The sequence below is a fragment of the Pararhizobium capsulatum DSM 1112 genome (genome assembly GCF_030814475.1).
Lineage (GTDB): Bacteria > Pseudomonadota > Alphaproteobacteria > Rhizobiales > Rhizobiaceae > Pararhizobium > Pararhizobium capsulatum.
This window is the reverse complement of record NZ_JAUSVF010000001.1, coordinates 1325802-1344845: the sequence shown is the minus strand read 5'-3', so window position 1 is coordinate 1344845 and position 19044 is coordinate 1325802. Positions and strand designations below refer to the sequence as shown.

Sequence of the window (19044 nt, the reverse complement as noted above, 5' to 3'; positions counted from 1 at the left end):
ACCTGTCTTGAAGGCCGGACTGGATGCCGCCACATCCAGCGACGACCTTATGTGTCGCCGCCTATTCCCAGTCGATGCAGTAGCCAAGGAAACGCTTGGAATCGATCGGATCGACGCCGAGCTTCTTGCGCAGCTTCTTGCGCAGCTTGCTGATATGGCTTTCGACGACGTTTTCTTCGACGTCTTCGTCAAAGATGCCGTAGATGGCGTTGAAAATCTGGGTCTTGGAAACGCGACGACCGCGATTGGAGACCAAATACTCCAGAATACGCCGCTCGCGGCGGGGAAGCGCGAAGACTTCGCCCTGGATTTCCGGATCACGACCGTCTGAGAAAACGCGGATCGAGCCGATATCGGTATAGTTCGCCAGCGCCTTCAGACGACGGCGGATGGCCGCTGCCCGGGCGAGGATTTCGCGGGGGTGAACCGGCTTGCGCACGACATCATCGACACCACAGTCGAAGAAGGCCAGCGTCGTTTCCAGAGAGGGTGTATCGCTGATCGCGATCACTGGAGCAGTGGAGCGATCGCGGATCGCACGCGGCAGCGCCATTGCGCGCTCGCCCTGTCCGATCAGGAAGGCTTCGACCGCATCGATGTCCGTGTCAGCAGCCGTGCTGACCCAGTCGCCGAATTCCTTGGGATCGAACCCCGTGGAGGGCACGCCCTCCCGTCCAAAAAGAGAAGTGTATCCGTCTTTCACGAGCTCTCGCTCATCAACCACTACGATCATTCGTCCGCCTCCGAATCAGTATGGTGCCTCGATGCACAAGAGGTACGAATCCGGGGATTCTTGAACAACTATGGAAACTTACTGGCGGAAATTAATACTAGCTTAAGGATTTTGTGCCGATTTGATCTATATCTAGTGGGTGCACCAAAATGACACGCTAAATTTTATGTGGAAACGTTAACAAGACCCCATAATTGGGCTTGCATTGGGGCTTGCGCCAAACTTGTGTCACAATCTTATACGGAAAAGACGTTGCCCGAAAATACAATTTTAAATTGCTTATTGACAGAAGGCAGACGCGTTTGATGTCCATTTGCCGTATCCGGTCGCCACCAGATTGGCGATGACACGGCATACATATTTCTTCTGCGCAGGGTCATTGTTGGGACCTGCATGATAGCGAGCAACCGCCATGGTCCAGGTTTCATGCCTGGAATGGAGGTTCGCCAGAAAGCGCGCCGCATATTCCACGTTCTTTTTCGGATCCAGCATCTCGCCCGGAGACGCAAAATTCTCGCCGTGAAAATGATAATTTATCTGCATGCAGCCGAGATCGATGAGCTTGGCGCCATGGGCGCGCGCATCCGCAAAACGACCCAGAACTTCCTCAGCGCTCGCAGCGAAAAATGCCTTGCCTTCGATGTTCATCGCATAGGGCTGCAGCGAGCCCTTGCGCCCCGTCTCCGTCAGTCCCACGGAATAGAGAATGCCGGCGGGCACATTATATTTGGCAGCGGCCGCAATGATCTCGCTCTCGCAGACCCCGACGCTTGCGTTCGCCTCACATATAGACGTCACCAGAGCGGCCAGCGTCAGAAGGAGATACGTCGCCCGTCGTTTCGTTCGCCGTCCACAGGTCGCCCTGATTTCCACCGTCATTGCGCTGTTCCCTGCCCTGGGCGGTATCTCCGCCGGCCGATTCTTCCCGGCCGAACTGTCCGCCCGCCTGAGGCTGCTGTTGCTGCTGGGCGCCGCTGTTGCTGTCGGGTGCGTTAAAGACGATGTTCACCTGATCAACTGCAAACCCCTGCGCACGCAGAGCCTTGACCATGGCGTTCTGGTCGTCGCTGAGCTGGCGGAACGCGTCGCCGGTCTCGACCTTCAGATCGACATGCAATTCGTCATCCTTCAGCCTCAGCGTGGCCGTAACCATGCCGAGATCGATGGGATGCATCTGGATCTTCAGCGTGTTGACGACCTTGCCGGTCGCCTGCTGCTGTAGGGTCGTCTCGTTGGTCAATGTCTGGACAGACTGCGCCCACTCGGCGCTGCCGGCGATGGTCGATGTCACTGTCTGGGCGTTGCTGCTGGGCGCGAGCCCCAGATAACGCCTTGCTTCAACAACGGTAACGGTCTCGGCCTTGGCTGTTGGCGTGCCGCTGGTATCGACGGTGGCGGTGGCGCCATCCTTGCCGATCGCCATGGACACATCCTGCCCCTTGCCGTCGGCGCGGGCGAAACGGAAGATCTGATCCGTCTCGCTCTTGTCCATCGAGGATTCCATGGCGCCGTCGGCGGTCTGGGCCCTCACATGTGAAGCCTCACCCGCCTTGATGGCGTGCTGATCTTCCTTTGTCGGCAACTTCGGCTTGCCGGCGCGCTCGGCAAGCGCCTGCAACTCGCTCAGCTCAGATCTGTTCGTTGCCGATGTCTCCGTCGCAACGGACGCCGCCTGTGCAGTTCCCAGAAGTGCCAGTAACTGATCGACATCTCCGCTGAGCGTCTCGGCACCTGCCTGTACGACCTGATCATCCGGCGAATCCTGGCTTGACGCCGGTTTGTCAGTCTGCTGGGTCTTCACAATCTGCGTCTGGCGATCCTTGAAAATATCGGCAAGCTTCCGGGTCATGTCGGGTTGCGCGAATTTCGCATCTTCCGTTGGCACAGCGTCCGCGTCGGTTTGAGCGATTTGTGCACCGATCCGGGCGAACAGCGCATCCTCGCGCGCCTGCTTCATATCCTGGCGCGGTCTTGCGGTCTTCGTGGTCGAAGCCCGCTCTTCGGCAGGATCGTTGCCGATTTCCACCGGGGCGTCCTGTTGCCCCTGCAGAGCTTCGAGCAACGAACTTTCATCCGCTCCCGCCGCGGCAAGCGGAAGCTGACTGACGTCTGGATCCGTGTTGTTCGAGTTCTGGATATCGATACGGTTCTGCGTCTCGGCGACTGATTTGTCGCGGATCGAAATCTGAGGCTGCTGCTTTTTACCCGCTTCGGAAAAAGCACGGTTGAACGCGTCTTTCTGGGCCGTGAGTTCAGCCTGCTTGGCGCCCTTCGCGCCCGATTTGCCGCCTCTTGCCGGTGCGGCTCCAGCCAGACTGTCGTCCACGAATGTCATTGTGCTTCCCCCTTCAGGAGAGAATCGATTTCGTCAAGCTTCGAACGCCCTGCATTCAGGAAGGCATCGAAGGCAGGGTCGGCGGGTTCTGACGACGCAACCTGCTTCTCGGCCTTTGCCTCAGGAGGCTTTTCGATCTTTGCTGCTTTCGGGTCGGCGAAAGGGCTGTCTCCGCTTCCGATCGACCCGTCGTTCTCTTTCACTGCGATATCTGGTTCGATATTAGGAGCGGTTGCTTGTGTCAGGCTTTCTGCCGTTGGCATGCGCAGCACTTCCGCGGCAACGGCCTGCGCCGCCTTGCGAAGTTCACGATCGCGCGGCGAAAGCTTATCGTCGGGAATGGCGTTGATGTCCTTGACCGCCTTCAGGATGCCATCGGAAGGAACACCGACAAGCCCGGAATAGAGGCTGGCAAGAGCCTCCGGTTGTGCATCGCTTTCTGCGGACAACGCCTCTGCGCGTTCCGTGGCAAGCCTTGTTAGCGTCGCCATACCGGCGATTGCCGAGCGACGCGCGATGCGCAGGTAGACTTCGCGTTGACGTGGCGCATCCATGAAGGACAGGATTTCCTGGAGCTTGCTTTCCGTCTTGTCGCTGTAATTGGTGACCGCGAGATCAACGAAGATGTCGGCGAACTGGCTTGCGTAGGGCGATGTGAGGAACCGACGGGCATAGGACAGCGAGTAGGAAAAGCCCTTGTCGACATCTTTCAACCGGGCCGTCAACGCCAGCGAACGACGCAGGGCCGCCTCTTCGATATTGGTGCCGGGCGCGACCAGACGCGCCCAGTCGTAGTATTTCAGCGAAGCCTTGGGATCCTGCTGGGCCATGGCATTGCCAAGCACCAGATTGAGATAGGGACCAATCTTGGCGTTCTTGTATTCCGGGATGGCCTTGCTGAGTTGCTCGACTACCAGGCCGCCCTTCCCGCCAAGATAATGGCCGAGCGCGTCCGTTATGCGGGTATCGAAGTTGCCGCTGATATCCCGGCTGACGAGATAGGACAGCGTTTCGGGATTGCCGCCGCTCATCACGTAGATCAGGGCTGCATCGACATTGCGCGGATCATCGAACACCTTGACATCGGCTTCATGCAACCGCTTGTCGATGGCGCTCAACATGAAGCGCTGCATTTCGACAGCGGAATGATCGCCAAGCACGATCGAATCCTGAATGCGTTGCAGCGAGCGCAACATCTTGTAGGGCGGAAGGTTCTCGGCATCCTCACCATGGGCAAGCCCAACCGGCAGGATGCCGCCCACGCAGGCACATAGAAGAAAGGTGCGGAGAGCTTTCAGCATCGGATCAGCCCTGGTTCGTCTGCAGAAGGATCTCGATACGACGGTTCTGCGGTGCAAGCGGATCGCCTGGGACCTGAAGACGCTTGTCGGCAAAACCGCTGATCTGGCTCACACGATTTTCCGCAAGCCCACCGCGAACCAGCATGTAATAGGCGCTTTGCGCGCGCGCCGAGGAAAGACGCCAGTTGTCGTAAGCGCCGTTCTTGAAGGGACGACCATCCGTATGGCCACGGATGGCAACCGCACCGGTGCGCGTGGACAGAAGCTTGCCGATCTTCTCCATAGCAACGACCATTGTCTTTTCCGGAACGGCAGAGCTCAACCCGAACATCGGGGTATCGGCCTGCTCGCTGATCGTTACCAGCAAGCCGCCTTCGGTCGGGGTTACGACAAGGCCCTCGGCGAGTTTACCCGCCGCGCCGCCGATTTCCTTCTGGATTTCAGCTTTCAGTTCCGCCGCCGACTTTGCATCGGACTTGAGTTCAATCGCCTTGTCCGCCGCTTGACCGGCATCGGGCGCCTTGCCGTTCATCGCCATCTCGGTCTTGCCATCCGCCGCAGCCTTGGCGTCAGCGGCATTCTTGACGCCCGTATCCTGACCGTCGCCCGGCATGTCCTCGGCGCTCAAGCCGCCCTTGTCAGCATTCTGCAATTCAACCTGCTTTGTCCAGAAATCAGGGTCGAACGGATCGCGGTAGGCTTCACCGCCTTCGGCGCCCGTCGCTGGGCCGGAATCGGCTGCTCCGCCATCACCCTTCGTGCTGATATTGGCCTGGATGCCGGTATCCTGCGCGATTTCGGAGAGGACGGAATACGGGTTCTCGAAGAAGTCAGCATCGGAATACTTGGTTTCCTCGCCTGAAGTCGCCGCCTGGTCCTCGCCCTGCTTGGCCGAACCACCTGTCTTGTCCTGATCGCCATCGACCTTGGACTTTGCCTGATCTTCTTCGCCTTTAGCGTCCTTGGCGGGTTGCTTTACGCCTTTCTCCGATGGTTTGGCATCGGTGAGCTGTACGGGATTGAAGTAGGACGCCAGCGCGGCTTTTGTCTGAGGATTTGCAGCGTTGATCAGCCACATGACGAGAAAGAACGCCATCATCGCGGTCATGAAGTCGGCGTAGGCGATCTTCCATGCACCACCGTGGTGGCCATCGTGATGACCTGCGTGACGCTTGATGATGATGATTTCGTTCTTGCCGTGGTGATGGCTCTCATTCTCGCTCATGCAAGTACCTTTCGGACGGTGTCCGCCCAAGCCGCCATTCTCGTAACCAGAATGGAATCGCCGAATTCCACCGAGAGATCGATGTCGGCTGTTTCAATGTGTCTGAATATGAGGGTCTCGTCGGTGAGATGCGTCTTGAGCGCCTCGAACAGTGCTACCGGACCCTTGACGGTGATCTTGCAGGCCTCGCCGTGAGCAATCGTCTGGCCCACCAGTCGCCCCAGATCAGCAACCGCCTTCTCAACCAGAGACGCCTCGATAACCGGGACGAGCGCGCGCGCGACCTGATCGCCGAAGAGATCCGCGAGTTGCGAACCCATGTCGGAAAACCGGTCGAAGATCATCGCCGCGACCTCGTTTTCGCAACGGCTCTTCAGCGCTTCCATCTCGGCTGCATGGCGCTCCTCGATTTCGACGAGCGCTGCGGTATGCAAAGCCCCGAGTTCCTTCTCGGCATGAATGCGTCCCTCCTCGAAGGCCTCGCGCCGTTCGGCCTCGAGGTCGATCTTCGGCTGCGGGGAGGGACTGATGGCGACAATGCCGACGGAGGACGGCATATCGTCCAGGTCGGGAAAATATTTGGGTGGGACCATGGCGAGCTCCATCTTCGGAGCGCTGAAATCTTTCAGATATCGGGAAAGTGAGGCCGTCATCGTGCACCCCCGACAAAGCGGCATATCGATATGCCGGCGAGTGGATGTGCGACATCGATCGTCCGGGACGGCAAATGGCCCTCAAGCCAGGTAAGATACGACCGTGACACTGCGGCGATGTCTCCTTGAGGATCGTGGCACCGGGATCGGCGCGCGGGATCCGCACATTTTCAATCCGTGCCCTTGGATAAGGCACTTGCGGCAGCGAAAGCGTCATCTTGCGCTGACAGCCGGAATGGAATGGCTGCGGGTGGAGACTAACCGGTCAAACTTGCGCGAAAATGTAGGGTGTTGGACCGCACCTGGGCAATCGATGCGGTCCAACCGGTCCACCCCAACCGATGACCGGCGGCGAAGGTGGAATGCGTAGCAGGCTGCGCGATGGCCAGGCCTGCCCGAGGCCTGCGTCCGGCATCGCTGCCGGACGTCTGCCACTTCGCGCCTTACTGCTGGAAGAGGCGAAGGATGTTTTCGGAGTTGGTGTTGGCGATCGAAAGCGCCTGTACGCCGAGCTGCTGCTGGGTCTGGAGCGCCTTGAGGCGGGTCGACTCTTCGTTCATGTCGGCATCGACCAGACGGCCGACTCCCTTGTCGATCACGTCCATCAGATTGGCGACAAAGTTTTCCTGCATGTCGATGCGGCTGGTGATGGCGCCAAGGGTCGCGGCCGAATCGGTCAAGGTGCTCAGCATGGCATCAACGGCGCTGATCATGCCGTCGATATCGTCGTCGGTGGTGTCGGTTGCCAATTCGACGAGCTTGGAACCAGTCGGTGCCGTGCTGCCGGAGACATAGAGCAGGTGGTAGGTCGCGTCTGCGGTGGTCGGCGCAGTCGGATCGGTGATCGTGTCCGGCTGTACGACTTCGACGCCCTTCGTGAGCTGGCCGCGCGAGGTATCCTGGACGTCGATCAAAATGGAGGTCGAAGTGTCGTAGTCGAGGGTCGAAACCGAAACCGAACCGCTGGTCGAGCGGTTGAACGATGCGACGATGGATTTAACACCGACCGCATCAGTGCTTTCGTTGTACAGCCAATTCTCGCCCGAGAAGGAGGCCGATTCAGACGCCGACGCGAGCTGGTTCTTCAGTTCGGTCAGTTCCTTGTTGATTTTTGTCTTGTCGACGCCCGGCTCGCGCGCTGCAACGAGCTTTGCCTTGATCTCGGAAATGACATCGATCGACGCGCTCATGGCCGAATAGGAGGTATCGACCTTGGCGGCGCCAAGTCCGAGAGCGTCCTGCACGGTCGAAAGCGCGGCATTATCCGAGCGCATGGTGGTCGCGATCGACCAGTAGGCGGCATTGTCAGCAGCCGTCTCGACGCGATAGCCCGAGGAAATACGAGCCTGAACGTCTTCCATGTTGTTGTTGATGGAACGCAAAGTGTGGAGAGCGGCCATTGCGGCCGTGTTGGTCATGATGCTGGTCATTGGTGGTTTGCCCTGGGTTCGTTTTTCGGAACATTCCGGAATTGACCGGCAGCGACGGGACCAGCGTCATGCAAACTGCCCCAATTCGCCCAAGGGACAGCCTATCGCTCTTAAGGAACACTTAACGATGCTATGGTTAACAAACGGTTAAGGTCGTTAGCAAGTGGGTAATCTTCGTGAACAAAAATAAATATCTCTTGCCGAAACCTTAAGGCGCAGGCTTTGACAACGGCCCCTCCCCAACCCTCCTGACAAGGGCGACGGAGATTATCGAGAACGCCCGGTCTCCAGGAGCAAAACCTGCACGGAAGGCTCCCTCCGCGTTGTTCGGAGAGGTTTCTACTTAGCCCCGGCCACAAACGAAAAAGGCCGTACCTGCGAGAGGTACGGCCTGATTCTGGTCAGCATGATCATGTCATGCTGTCTGGCGTTTATCCGCTTAACGGAAGAGCGACAGGATGTTTTCCGAGTTGGAGTTAGCGATCGAGAGCGCCTGGATACCGAGCTGCTGCTGGGTCTGGAGCGCCTTGAGGCGGGTCGACTCTTCGTTCATGTCGGCATCGACGAGGCGGCCAACGCCCTTGTCGATAACGTCCATCAGGTCGGCCATGAAGTCGTCCTGCATCGAGATGCGGGTGTTGGTCGCACCAAGCGTTGCAGCAGAGTCGGTCAGCTGGGTCAGCATCGCGTCAACCGAGCTGATCATGCCTTCTACTTCAGCATCTGTCGTTGTTGCAGTGAGTGCAACTTCTGCTGCACCGGTTGCAGTCGCAGCAGTAGAAGCGGCAACATCGAGCAGATAGTAGACGCCTCTTGACGTCGTGCCGTCAGCCTCGAAAGTCTCGACACCCTTCGTCAGGGCGCCGTTATCCGCCTCTTCCGTATCGATCAGAACCGACGTAGAAGCGTCGAATTCAAGGGTACCAACCGAAACGATGCCATCGGCAGAGCGGGTAAACGAGCCAACCATTTCGCGCGTACCGAGAGCGATGGTGGAAGCGTCCCTGTAAAGCCAGTTTTCGCCGGAGAAGGAAGCCGACTGAGCCGTCGAAACCAGCTGGTTCTTCAGTTCGGTCAGTTCCTTGTTGATCTTCAGCTTGTCAACGCCCGGCTCGCGGGAAGCAACGAGCTTCGCCTTGATTTCGGAAACGATGTTGATCGAGTTTTCAAGGCCGGTGTAGGCCGTGTCGGTCTTGGCAGCGCCGAGGCCGAGTGCGTCCTGAACCGTGGAGAGCGCCTTGTTGTCCGACTTCATGGTCGTTGCGATCGACCAGTAAGCAGCGTTGTCAGCAGCGGTTTCAACGCGCAGACCGGAAGATACACGGCCCTGGGTGGTTTCCATGCCGTCATTGATCGAACGCAAGGTGGAAAGTGCCGCCATTGCAGCGGAATTGGTGAGAATGCTCGTCATCGTAAACTGCCCCTTTTGAACAGATAAAATTGGAGGGCACTCCGGTCGTTACCGGGAAACAGCGACCAGCATCATGCTTGCTAACGCGTTAAATTTCTTGGTTAACCCGCTGTTTCGATGGGCATAGAAAACACCAACATGGTTAAGGAAGAGTAAGGATAAAAAGTAATTTCTGAGGACAAAGAAAAAACCGCATCCCTTTCGAGATGCGGTTTTTTGTAGGTCGCAAGCGAGCCGTTTGGGGGGATGGCCCGCCCGCGCCGTTTTCGATTAACGGAACAGCGACAGGATGTTCTGGCTGTCGGAGTTAGCGATCGAGAGCGCCTGGATACCGAGCTGCTGCTGGGTCTGGAGCGCCTTGAGGCGGGTCGACTCTTCGTTCATGTCGGCATCGACGAGGCGGCCAACGCCCTTGTCGATAACGTCCATCAGGTCGGCCATGAAGTCGTCCTGCATCGTGATGCGCGAGTTGGTCGCACCAAGCGTTGCAGCAGAGTCGGTCAGCTGGGTCAGCATCGCGTCAACCGAGCTGATCATGCCTTCTACTTCGGTGTCTGTCGTCGTTGCAGTGAGTGCAACTTCGGCTGCACCGGTTGCAGTCGCGGCAGTGGTCGAGGCAACGTCGAGCAGATAGTAGACGCCTCTTGACGTCGTGCCGTCAGCCTCGAAAGTCTCGACACCCTTCGTCAGGGCGCCGTTATCCGCCTCTTCCGTATCGATCAGAACCGACGTAGAAGCGTCGAATTCAAGGGTACCAACCGTGACGATGCCACCGGCAGAGCGGGTAAACGAGCCAACCATTTCCTTGGTGCCGAGAGCGACCGTAGAATCGTTGTAGAGCCAGTTTTCGCCCGAGAAGGAAGCCGACTGAGCCGTCGAAACCAGCTGGTTCTTCAGTTCGGTCAGTTCCTTGTTGATCTTCAGCTTGTCAACGCCCGGCTCGCGAGCAGCAACGAGCTTCGCCTTGATTTCGGAAACGATGCTGATCGAATTATCCAGGCCGGTGTAGGCCGTATCGGTCTTGGCAGCGCCGAGGCCGAGTGCGTCCTGAACCGTGGAGAGCGCCTTGTTGTCCGACTTCATGGTCGTTGCGATCGACCAGTAAGCAGCGTTATCAGAAGCGCTTCCGACGCGCAGGCCCGAAGAAATACGGCCCTGAGTGGTTTCCATGTCGGAGTTGATGGAGCGCAGCGTTGCGAGAGCTGCCATCGCAGAAGAGTTTGTCAGGATGCTTGTCATAGGAATTGTCCCTCTGGGTACGAAATACAAATGTTAGGGGGACATACCGGACTTCATTATTTACCGGTGATGGCGGTTCGGCATCATGCCACTCGGCTCCCTGATCTGTAGGCAGGCCAAACCCGTCATGTGTTGGCAATATCGCAGCCAAACATTGCGATTTGTTTAAGTCCGGCCATAACGTTAGAAATAGCTAATGTTTTGAGATCGAATTTTCGACCATTCGAATATTTAAATGAGAAAGCTATTTCAAATAGCTAAGCAAACCGTACGAATTTGCGACCGGCATTTTGTTGATGCGCCGTTAACCACGATGCCGATCAATTGAAGGATCGCACCAAACTGCCCACAAGCAGGTTCCATCCGTCGATCAAGACGAAGAAGAGGATTTTGAAGGGGAGCGATATCGATGTCGGCGGCAGCATCATCATGCCCATCGCCATCGTGATGGTCGCCACGACAAGGTCGATGACGAGGAACGGCAACATAATCAGGAATCCGATTTCGAAGCCGCGCCGGATTTCCGAGATCATGAAGGCCGGAATGACGGCACGCAGATCGACCTGCCCATTGACGACGAGATTTTGCCCCTTCTCCCGCGCCATGTCGATGAAGAGCTGCAAATCCTTGTCCCGGGTGTTCGCCACCATGAAGTCGCGGAAAGGATCGGAGATGCGCGTCAGCGCCTCCTGCTCCGTGATCTGGTTCTGCAGGAGCGGATCGACGCCATTCTTCCAGGCCCGGTCAAAGGTCGGCGCCATCACGTAGAACGTCATGAACAGCGCAAGGCTGACCATGATCATGTTCGAGGGCGTGGTTGCAAGTCCCATGCCCGTGCGCAGGATGGCGAACGCGATGACGAAGCGCGGAAAGCTCGTCACCATGATCAGGATCCCGGGCGCGATCGAAAGGATCGTGAGAAGCCCGAAGGTTCTGATAATCCAGGACGCGACCGAGCCGTCGATAGGCGTGTTCAGGAGATCGCTGGGGAACCCTTGAGCTCCTGCAATACCCGACATCGCCACCATGGCGGCTATGAATGCGATGGTCCGGATCATGGGCGAATCATTGGATTACAAAGGTCCTGAAGATAATATTGGTTACGCGCCCTTCGGAGCGAAGGTCAACCCGTTCCTGAATGTCATCCTTGAGATATTGAAATCCGCGTGGTCCCTGGATCTGCTGGAGGGACACGGTCCGCAGATACGCCGCGATATCCTGATGGATCTGCTCGGCCATCGGTGCGTCGGGTGGGCCGTTGAAAAGTAACGCCAATTCCAGCCGGATCCAGTTTTCGGTCGGATAGGCAAGATTGGTGGTGATCGGCTCAAGCTGCAAAATGCCATTGGCCTCGGTTGCAGCGCGCGGCAGACCTTCTTCCTTCTTGCCGGATTCGTGACCACCGCCTGCTTCGGCCTGTTGGGTAGCCGTCTTTTTCTCTTCGGCAGCCTTGCGCACCTCTTCCAGGGCCTTCGCTTCCTCGACAGTGACGGGCTTGGGAGCGGCGATGCCGCCAACCAACCAGCCGCCGCCTGCCGCAAGCAGCGTAACAACGCCGATTGCAGCAACGGTCATGATCATCGAGGGCTTCTTCTGTGCGAGTGTCGCGGTTTCGAGCTCATCCATGCTTGTCATCCGGAAAGGGGGCAGATCAGGCCGGGACTATTCCCGGCCTGTCGATCAGATCGGCGAAATAAGGTCCATGATCTGCTGGCCGTAAGGCGGCTGCTGCACTTCCGTCAGACGACCACGGCCGCCGTAGGAGATGCGCGCTTCGGCGATCTTTTCGTAGGAAATCTTGTTGTCGGAATCGACATCCTTGGGCCGAACGATACCGGCGACATTCAGGATGCGCATCTCGTGATTGACGCGGACTTCCTGAGAGCCGCTGATCAGGAGATTGCCATTCTCAAGCACACCTGTGACAACCGCCGCGACCTGCAGCACCAGCTTTTCAGAGCGCTCAGTGGAGCCGTCACCCTTGGTGGAGGTATTGGAATCGTAGTTGAGGCCACCGCTCCAGCCAAAGCCGTCGCTGGTTTGCGACTTGCCATTCGCCCCGATATTGAAGCCGCTGTCGTTTTTGCGGCTGCGCTCGGTCTTGTTGTCGAAGGTGGCCTTGTCGTCGATGCGGATATCCACCGTCAGAATATCACCGACATTGAGCGCACGTGCGTCCTTGAACAGGGCTGCCTGGTTGTCGCTCCAAAGCGAATAGCCGCTGGAGACCGCGCGCGGCTCCTTCGGGTACATCGCCATCTGAGGGGTCTGCGCATATTGCAGACCGCTGCCGATGGGGCTCATGGCCGGCGCACGGCCTATTTCGTTGATCGCCTGATTCTGGCAACCAGCAAGGAGACCGGCGGCGGCAATCAAGGCCGGAAAGCGGATATTCATGACGGCTCCTTGGAAGTGTTCGGGTTGCTTGCGCTGGAAATGATATTGGCAAGCACCGCGGCCTTTTCGCTGGTCATCTCGCTGAGGATCAGACTGGACAGGCGGGGCGGCAGCCGCATGACGATCGCAGCGGCAACCGCAGGATTGATCAGCTCGAGCTGGCCGGCGGCGGCATCCGGCTTCATGTTCTTATAGATGTCGGTGAGACCAAGTTCCGCTTCCTTGAGGAAATCATCCCGGCGTTTCAGCCAGTCCTGATATTCCGTGCGGCGCTTTTCGAGCGTGGCGATACGTTCGTCGACCTTGGCCTGCAGCTCTTCCAGGTTCTGCTTTTGAAGCACGTAACGCTGGTCGCGGGCGGCATCGGCGATGTTGGTGCAGAACTGCTGGATCTCATCACCATTGGCCGGCACGCCTGCGGCGGGTGCGGCGACTTCCTGAGCGAATGCGCCTGGAATGGCGAGCATCAAGCAACCGGCGGCAAGGATGGAGAAACGACGGCCACGGCCTGCAGATGTCGAGAAAAGATGTGCAATCATTGCAACACGAGCTCCGCCTGTAGGGCACCCGCAGTCTTGATGCCTTGAAGAATGGAAATGATACCGTCCGGTTTCACCCCGATGCTGTTGAGACCGGCAACGAGCGTGCGAAGGTTGGAACCGTTCAGGATCGCGACAGTGCCACCGTCCTGGGATGCCTGGATGGTGGTATTCGGCTCAACGGCTGTTTGGCCGCGTGAGAACGGTTCCGGCTGCACGACGGTCGGCGTTTCCGTAACCTGCACGGTCAAGGTGCCGTAGCTGACTGCAACCTGGGAAATGCGCACATCCTGACCGATGACGATCGTACCGGTTCGTTCGTTGACGACGACACGGGCCGGAACGTCTGTCTCGATGACAAGATTTTCGATGTCGGCCATGAGACGCGAAAGATCAGCCATCTTCGGCTTGTCGATCACCACGGTCTGGCTGTCGCGCGCTTCGGCGATACGGCCACCGAACTGTTCCTTCGAATAGCGGTTGATCGCCTCAGCCATGCCCACCGCCGTCGAAAAGTCGGGGTTGCGAAGCTGCATCACGAGGTTGAAGCCATCCTTGAACTTGGAAGGCAGTTCACGCTCGATAATGGCGCCGTTTGGAACGCGACCGGCCGTCGTGATGCCCTGGTTCAGGGTGGCAGCACTGCCTTGGGCATTGAAGCCGGTTACGACGACGGAGCCCTGCGCTACAGCGTAGATCTGGCCATCAGCGCCCGAAAGCGAAGTCATGACCAGCGTACCGCCGCGCAGAGAGGTCGCATCGCCAAGCGACCCGACGGTCACATCCATGCGGCTGCCGGGGCTTGCGAAAGCCGGCAAGTTGGCCGTCACGAGTACGGCCGCGATATTCTTCGAACGAGAATCACCGCCCTGGGTCGAGATGCCCAGGTTCTGCAGCATGGCGCGCAGCGATTGCTCGGTGAAAGGCGAAGACCGAAGGCTGTCGCCGGTTCCCTGGAGGCCGACGACCAGACCATAGCCGATCAGCTGGTTTTCGCGGCCGGATTGCAGTGAGGCGACGTCCTTGATGCGCGAGGCGGCTTCAACCGGCGTAACCGCGATTGAGCAGACGGCGGCCAGTGCGACCAGCCATTTGCCAAGAAAAGTTCTCATTTTGCCACCACCTGGATTGTGCCATCCTGCATGACGGTCCCCTGGACGATGATGCCGCTGTCGGTGTTGCGGACCCGGATCAGGTCACCGATGGCGGCGTTCTCCAACGGGGCGCCGCCCGCCGTAATCGTCAGCGGGCCGTTGGAATAGACGATACGGACGGCCTTGCCGCGTTCGACCACATAGGGGTCGCGCAGAGCAGACACGATAATGACCCGACCGGCGAGAAGCGTGCGATTGGTGATCTTGCCGACCACGTCCTGGACGGAATGGGCATAATCACCCGTGAGGTTCGGGTTGGTGACTTCCACCGTCTCCAGGCTGCTCGCATTGATGACTTGGCCGGGATAAATCGTTTCTTTCGGAATGACCGCCATTGGATTTTCCGCCAGGGCCAAGCCGCAGGGCAGAAACGCGCCGCAGAACGCGACGGCAACAGACAGCCGGCGGAGGCGCGAAGCCCTGTGAGCCACGGCGACCGGCACATTCGACTCTTGATCTAGCCGGCGAAACGTCATGTCTGCCTTTCCTTCTCTTACCGGAGATTCTTGCTGACCGTGGCGGCCATTTCGTCGGCTGCCTGGATGATCTTCGAGTTCATTTCGTAGGCGCGCTGGGCCGAGATCAGGTCGGTGATTTCCTTGACCGGATCGACGTTGGACGCTTCGAGGTACTTCTGCTTGATCTGGGCAAAGCCAGGATCGCCGGGTGTGCCAATCACGGGATCGCCCGAAGCCGGGGTCTCCCTGAAGAGATTGTCGCCCTGAGGCTCAAGACCGGCTTCGTTGACGAAGTTTGCGATCGTCAGCTGGCCGATTTGCTGCGGAATAGTGTCGTTACCGATGCGGGCAAGAACCTGGCCGGAGGCGCTGACCGTGATCTCGCTCGTATTCTGCGGCACGGTGACGCCCGGAACGACGGTGTAGCCGTCGATGGTCACGAGCTGGCCATCGGCATTGGTGTTGAAGGCACCGGCGCGCGTATAGGCAGTCTCGCCATCCGGCATTTCGATCTGGAACCAGCCGCGCCCGACGAGCGCAAGATCGAGGTCGTTGCCGGTGCTGACAAGGCTGCCCTGGATATGCAGGTTGCGCACGGCCGAGGTCTGGACGCCAAGACCGACCATGGCACCTTCCGGTATGATGGCCTGGTTGGCCCGGTTGGGTACACCCTGGGCGCGTTCGGTCTGGTAGAGCAGATCCGAAAACTCGGCACGGGCACGCTTGTAGCCTGTCGTATTGATGTTCGCGATATTGTTCGCGATGACTTCGAGATTGAGCTGCTGAGCGTTCATGCCGGTTGCGGCAATGGCAAGAGCCTTCATGGATTTTATCCTTTAGATCGGCATGCGTGCGATTTCGAGATAGGCGGTGACCACCTTGTCCCGGATGGCAATGGCGGTCTGCAGCGACTGTTCTGCGTTCATCACGGCATCGATGACTTCGCGAGTGTTTGCCTGGCCGCGAATGCCCTGGATGGAGGCGACTTCCGACGACTTGAGGTTGGTCACCATATCGGATGCCATGCTGGACATGACGGAGGCGAAGCTCTGGCTGGTGCCGGTGCCCTGGGTCCCAAGAACGCTTTGCGATGCCGACGTTTCAGAGGTCGAGGTGAGGTCCTTGACGGCTGATATTGCCGAGCTGATGGTCTTGATTGCGTCGATCATTATTGCGAAGCCCTCAGAAGGTCGATTGTCGCGGAAATCAGGTCGCGCGCCTGGCGCGTGGTCTGCAGATTGGCCTCGTACGAACGATTGGCTTCGCGCATGTCGGCCATTTCGACGAGGACGTTGACGTTCGGCAATTTCACCATGCCCTTTCCGTCGGCGGCCGGATTGCCCGGATCGAATTCGACCGAGAAATCGGAATCGTCCGTGCCAAGCCGATCGATGGCAACACTGGAGGCACCACTCATCCGATCGACTTCGGCCGTGAAGCTGACGGTCTTGCGGCGATAGGGGTCTGTACCGGGCGCATCGCCGGTGGAACGCGCGTTGGCAATATTCTCCGAAACGATCCGCAGGCGGGTCGATTCTGCTTCGAGGCCGGAGGCCGAAACCTTGAGGGAGGCGACGAGAGGATCCATGGTCTCTATTTCCGTACCGTCATGAGCATCATTCGATGAAACGCCTTTACGAGCCCGGTGTTGAGCTCGTAGTCGCGCTTGATTTCACCGGTTTTCATCATTTCCTTTTCCAGCTCGACACTGTTGCCGGACTGCTCGACCTGTGTGTCTTCGAGCATGCTGGTCTCGGTCACCTGGGCCGCTTCAGGGCTTTCGGTGAAGTGCCCGCGCTGGGTCGCCGCCATCTGGATGCCGGTCGTCTGCAGCGTACTTTCAAAGGATTTGATATCCTTTGACGCGTAGTGAGGGGTGTTGACGTTTGCAATATTGCCCGCGACGACGTTCTGGCGAACTGCCAGCCATTGCGCCTGCCGCGACGCGAGATCGAAGAGCTGTATAGGTTGCATCATGCGACTCCATGCTTGTTGCCTGGAACCTATGACGGCAATCTTGCGTCAGACTGTTGCGAACGGTGCATTCCCGCCGCAAGCCCTGAAATCCGGGTGGAAAGCGATGCAACCGCGCAACGCGGTGGTCCGGCCACTGCGTTTGCGCGTGCCGGCTCCATGTCGGAATTCAGGAGAATTGCTGGCGCGATGAACCGCGCTCAATCGGCCTGGATAAGGTCACCCTTGGAGGTGATCATCACCCAGCGACCGTCGCGCTGCTCCAGGGTGGAGAGGCGGCTGTTGTCGGGCAGCACACCGCCGACATTGACGATATAGAGGCCGTTCTTGTCCTCGACGAGCGCACGGCCATTGGCAACATGCATCAAGCGGAAGCCGGAAGCGGCCGGGAACGGCTGGCCGGGACCATCCTGAGAGGTCGCCGGCTGCAGATCTTCACCTGTGGCCGGGACCGTCGCGGTCACCAGCTGGTCGACTGCGGCGCGTGTCTGCGGGTCGGTCATCGCAAGCGGCGACGCGGCAAGACCGGGCTGTCCGGTATGTCCCGGAATTTCCTTGGAACTACCCTGCCAAAGCGTCGGCAGAGAAAATTTTTCCTGATTGAGAAAAGCGTACCACGGGAAGAAGGTGGCAAGGCCTGCAAGCACGATACCGGTAGCGCCCAGAGCCTTGTCGATCAGGGGAACACGATCCTTGCGCTTGCGCTGCGGCACGATTTCGTCGGCATCGTAGTCGGTCATTTGCTGCTTCATCCCCTTGCCCTCGCGGCACCACCCGCTCCACCCATACCGGCAGCGGCCTTCAGCGCACTGGCAAGATCGGTGAACGCGTCGAAAGCCGGGCGCTCTCCCGGCGTCTGCTTCAGAATGTCGTAGATGACCGGCACCTGCTTGATCGCCATATCGAGATCGGGGTCACTGCCAGCGCGATAGCCGCCGATAAGGCGCAGGTCGCGGGTCTCCTCAAAGCGATGGATAAGCGATTTCAGCCGCCCGACCAGTTTTTCCTGATCCGGCGTCCATGCCTTGCGCGCAAGACGCGACACGGAGGCCAGCGGGTTGATCGGAGGATAGCGCCCCTCCTCCGCCAGGCTTCGGTCCATGACGATATGACCGTCGAGAATACCGCGGGTCGAGTCGGCGATGGGGTCGTTGTGGTTGTCGCCATCGACGAGGATGGAGATGATCGCCGTAATCGTGCCGGTGCCTTCAGGCCCTGGTCCGGCCCGCTCGAGAAGGCGCGGCAGCTCGGTGAAGACGGAGGCCGGATAGCCACGGGCGATCGGTGGCTCTCCGGAGGCGGTAGCGACTTCACGGATCGCGTGGGCAAAGCGTGTCACGCTATCGACGATGAGCAGCACATTGTCGCCCTTGTCGCGGTAGTGCTCGGCAATGGTGACGGCGGTCAGAGGCGCCATCTTGCGCAACATCGGGCTTTCGTCGCTGGTTGCGACAACGGCGACGGATTTCTTCAGGTTTTCGCCGAGCGTGTCTTCGATGAATTCGCGCACTTCACGGCCACGTTCGCCGACCAGCGCGATCACCACCTTGTCGAAGGCATCGGCACGGGCAAGCATCGACAGCAGCGTCGACTTGCCGACGCCAGAGCCGGCGAAGACGCCGAGACGCTGGCCAAGGCAGAGCGGCGAGAAGATATCGATGGCGCGCACGCCGGTCTTGAAACCATGCTCGACACGCTTGCGGGTCATCGAGGGCGGGGCCGTGTTGGAGATCGAGCGGCGCTTGTCACCCTGCAGCAACGGTCCGCCGCCATCGATCGGCTCGCACAGCGAATTGATGGTGCGGCCGCACCAGGATTCGGTCGGCGCAATACGAAAGGCGCCTTTGCGGATCACCGTGTCATGGATGCCGATCGGGTCACCCGGCTCGATGGGGCACACATAGACAAGATCGGGCTCAACCTTGACCACTTCGCCCAGGTGGATGCCGGTCGTGCTCTTGTGGGCAACGAATTCTCCAAGACGGACGTGCCGCGAAAGGCCGCTGACCGTATAGTGGCCGGCAGAAATCGTCTGGACATGGCCGCCGGGCGCGATTGAAAATTCGGGATTGGCGTAGCGTTCGGCAAGGCCTGACAGCGCGGCAAGCGAAGTCGAAGACGTCGTGATCCTGATTTTTTCGCTTTGCATGCAGCCTCGTCGTCGCGGTTTGGAATATCTGGCCTTCTTTGGCGTG

21 protein-coding genes are annotated in these 19044 nt (G+C 58.8%); all 21 read right to left on the bottom strand.

Features of this window, described 5'->3' with window-relative positions; translation table 11 throughout:
• Positions 1–61: 61 nt before the first annotated feature.
• On the bottom strand, positions 62–733 hold the full coding sequence (gene rem, locus QO002_RS06435) for a transcriptional activator Rem (RefSeq protein ID WP_307227819.1): 672 nt from the start codon (positions 731–733) through the stop codon (positions 62–64).
• 279 nt (positions 734–1012) lie between these two features.
• Complete coding sequence (locus QO002_RS06430) at positions 1013–1612, bottom strand: transglycosylase SLT domain-containing protein (protein ID WP_307227817.1); 600 nt, start codon at positions 1610–1612, stop codon at positions 1013–1015.
• On the bottom strand, positions 1515–3068 hold the full coding sequence (fliK, locus tag QO002_RS06425) for a flagellar hook-length control protein FliK (RefSeq protein WP_307227815.1): 1554 nt from the start codon (positions 3066–3068) through the stop codon (positions 1515–1517). The genes QO002_RS06430 and fliK overlap by 98 nt, the downstream gene beginning before the upstream one ends.
• Positions 3065–4369, bottom strand: a complete 1305-nt coding sequence (gene motC / locus QO002_RS06420) for a chemotaxis protein MotC (protein WP_307227813.1) — start codon at positions 4367–4369, stop codon at positions 3065–3067. Before motC ends, fliK begins: the two co-directional genes overlap by 4 nt.
• A gap of 4 nt (positions 4370–4373) precedes the next feature.
• Entirely contained in the window at positions 4374–5594 is a 1221-nt protein-coding gene (locus tag QO002_RS06415; protein ID WP_307227811.1) for a MotB family protein, read from the bottom strand.
• Complete coding sequence (locus QO002_RS06410; protein ID WP_307227809.1) at positions 5591–6187, bottom strand: hypothetical protein; 597 nt, start codon at positions 6185–6187, stop codon at positions 5591–5593. Before QO002_RS06410 ends, QO002_RS06415 begins: the two co-directional genes overlap by 4 nt.
• A gap of 503 nt (positions 6188–6690) precedes the next feature.
• Positions 6691–7677: a flagellin N-terminal helical domain-containing protein gene (locus tag QO002_RS06405; RefSeq protein ID WP_307227807.1), complete on the bottom strand. Its 987-nt coding sequence runs from the start codon at positions 7675–7677 to the stop codon at positions 6691–6693.
• Positions 7678–8116: 439 nt separating this feature from the next.
• On the bottom strand, positions 8117–9088 hold the full coding sequence (locus QO002_RS06400; protein WP_307227805.1) for a flagellin N-terminal helical domain-containing protein: 972 nt from the start codon (positions 9086–9088) through the stop codon (positions 8117–8119).
• A gap of 270 nt (positions 9089–9358) precedes the next feature.
• The gene (locus QO002_RS06395) at positions 9359–10327 is read right to left on the bottom strand and encodes a flagellin N-terminal helical domain-containing protein (RefSeq protein ID WP_307227802.1); all 969 of its coding nucleotides are present in this window, start codon (positions 10325–10327) and stop codon (positions 9359–9361) included.
• A gap of 320 nt (positions 10328–10647) precedes the next feature.
• Complete coding sequence (gene fliP, locus QO002_RS06390) at positions 10648–11385, bottom strand: flagellar type III secretion system pore protein FliP (RefSeq protein ID WP_307227800.1); 738 nt, start codon at positions 11383–11385, stop codon at positions 10648–10650.
• 7 nt (positions 11386–11392) lie between these two features.
• On the bottom strand, positions 11393–11953 hold the full coding sequence (locus tag QO002_RS06385) for a flagellar basal body-associated FliL family protein (protein WP_307227798.1): 561 nt from the start codon (positions 11951–11953) through the stop codon (positions 11393–11395).
• A gap of 54 nt (positions 11954–12007) precedes the next feature.
• Positions 12008–12724, bottom strand: a complete 717-nt coding sequence (flgH, locus tag QO002_RS06380; protein ID WP_307227796.1) for a flagellar basal body L-ring protein FlgH — start codon at positions 12722–12724, stop codon at positions 12008–12010.
• Positions 12721–13263, bottom strand: a complete 543-nt coding sequence (locus QO002_RS06375; protein WP_307227794.1) for a MotE family protein — start codon at positions 13261–13263, stop codon at positions 12721–12723. The genes flgH and QO002_RS06375 overlap by 4 nt, the downstream gene beginning before the upstream one ends.
• Positions 13260–14375: a flagellar basal body P-ring protein FlgI gene (locus QO002_RS06370; RefSeq protein ID WP_307227792.1), complete on the bottom strand. Its 1116-nt coding sequence runs from the start codon at positions 14373–14375 to the stop codon at positions 13260–13262. Before QO002_RS06370 ends, QO002_RS06375 begins: the two co-directional genes overlap by 4 nt.
• The gene (gene flgA, locus QO002_RS06365; protein WP_307227789.1) at positions 14372–14893 is read right to left on the bottom strand and encodes a flagellar basal body P-ring formation chaperone FlgA; all 522 of its coding nucleotides are present in this window, start codon (positions 14891–14893) and stop codon (positions 14372–14374) included. The genes QO002_RS06370 and flgA overlap by 4 nt, the downstream gene beginning before the upstream one ends.
• A gap of 17 nt (positions 14894–14910) precedes the next feature.
• Positions 14911–15699, bottom strand: coding sequence for a flagellar basal-body rod protein FlgG (gene flgG, locus QO002_RS06360; RefSeq protein ID WP_307227787.1), 789 nt, complete (start codon positions 15697–15699; stop codon positions 14911–14913).
• A 12-nt stretch (positions 15700–15711) separates the two neighbouring features.
• Entirely contained in the window at positions 15712–16044 is a 333-nt protein-coding gene (gene fliE, locus QO002_RS06355; RefSeq protein WP_307227785.1) for a flagellar hook-basal body complex protein FliE, read from the bottom strand.
• Positions 16044–16463: a flagellar basal body rod protein FlgC gene (flgC, locus tag QO002_RS06350; protein WP_307227782.1), complete on the bottom strand. Its 420-nt coding sequence runs from the start codon at positions 16461–16463 to the stop codon at positions 16044–16046. Before flgC ends, fliE begins: the two co-directional genes overlap by 1 nt.
• 5 nt (positions 16464–16468) lie before the next feature.
• A complete protein-coding gene (gene flgB / locus QO002_RS06345) occupies positions 16469–16849 on the bottom strand; it encodes a flagellar basal body rod protein FlgB (RefSeq protein ID WP_307233196.1) in 381 nt (126 codons plus the stop codon).
• 200 nt (positions 16850–17049) lie between these two features.
• A complete protein-coding gene (locus QO002_RS06340; protein ID WP_307227780.1) occupies positions 17050–17601 on the bottom strand; it encodes a flagellar protein in 552 nt (183 codons plus the stop codon).
• Positions 17598–18998, bottom strand: coding sequence for a flagellar protein export ATPase FliI (gene fliI / locus QO002_RS06335; protein ID WP_307227778.1), 1401 nt, complete (start codon positions 18996–18998; stop codon positions 17598–17600). Before fliI ends, QO002_RS06340 begins: the two co-directional genes overlap by 4 nt.
• Positions 18999–19044: the final 46 nt, after the last annotated feature.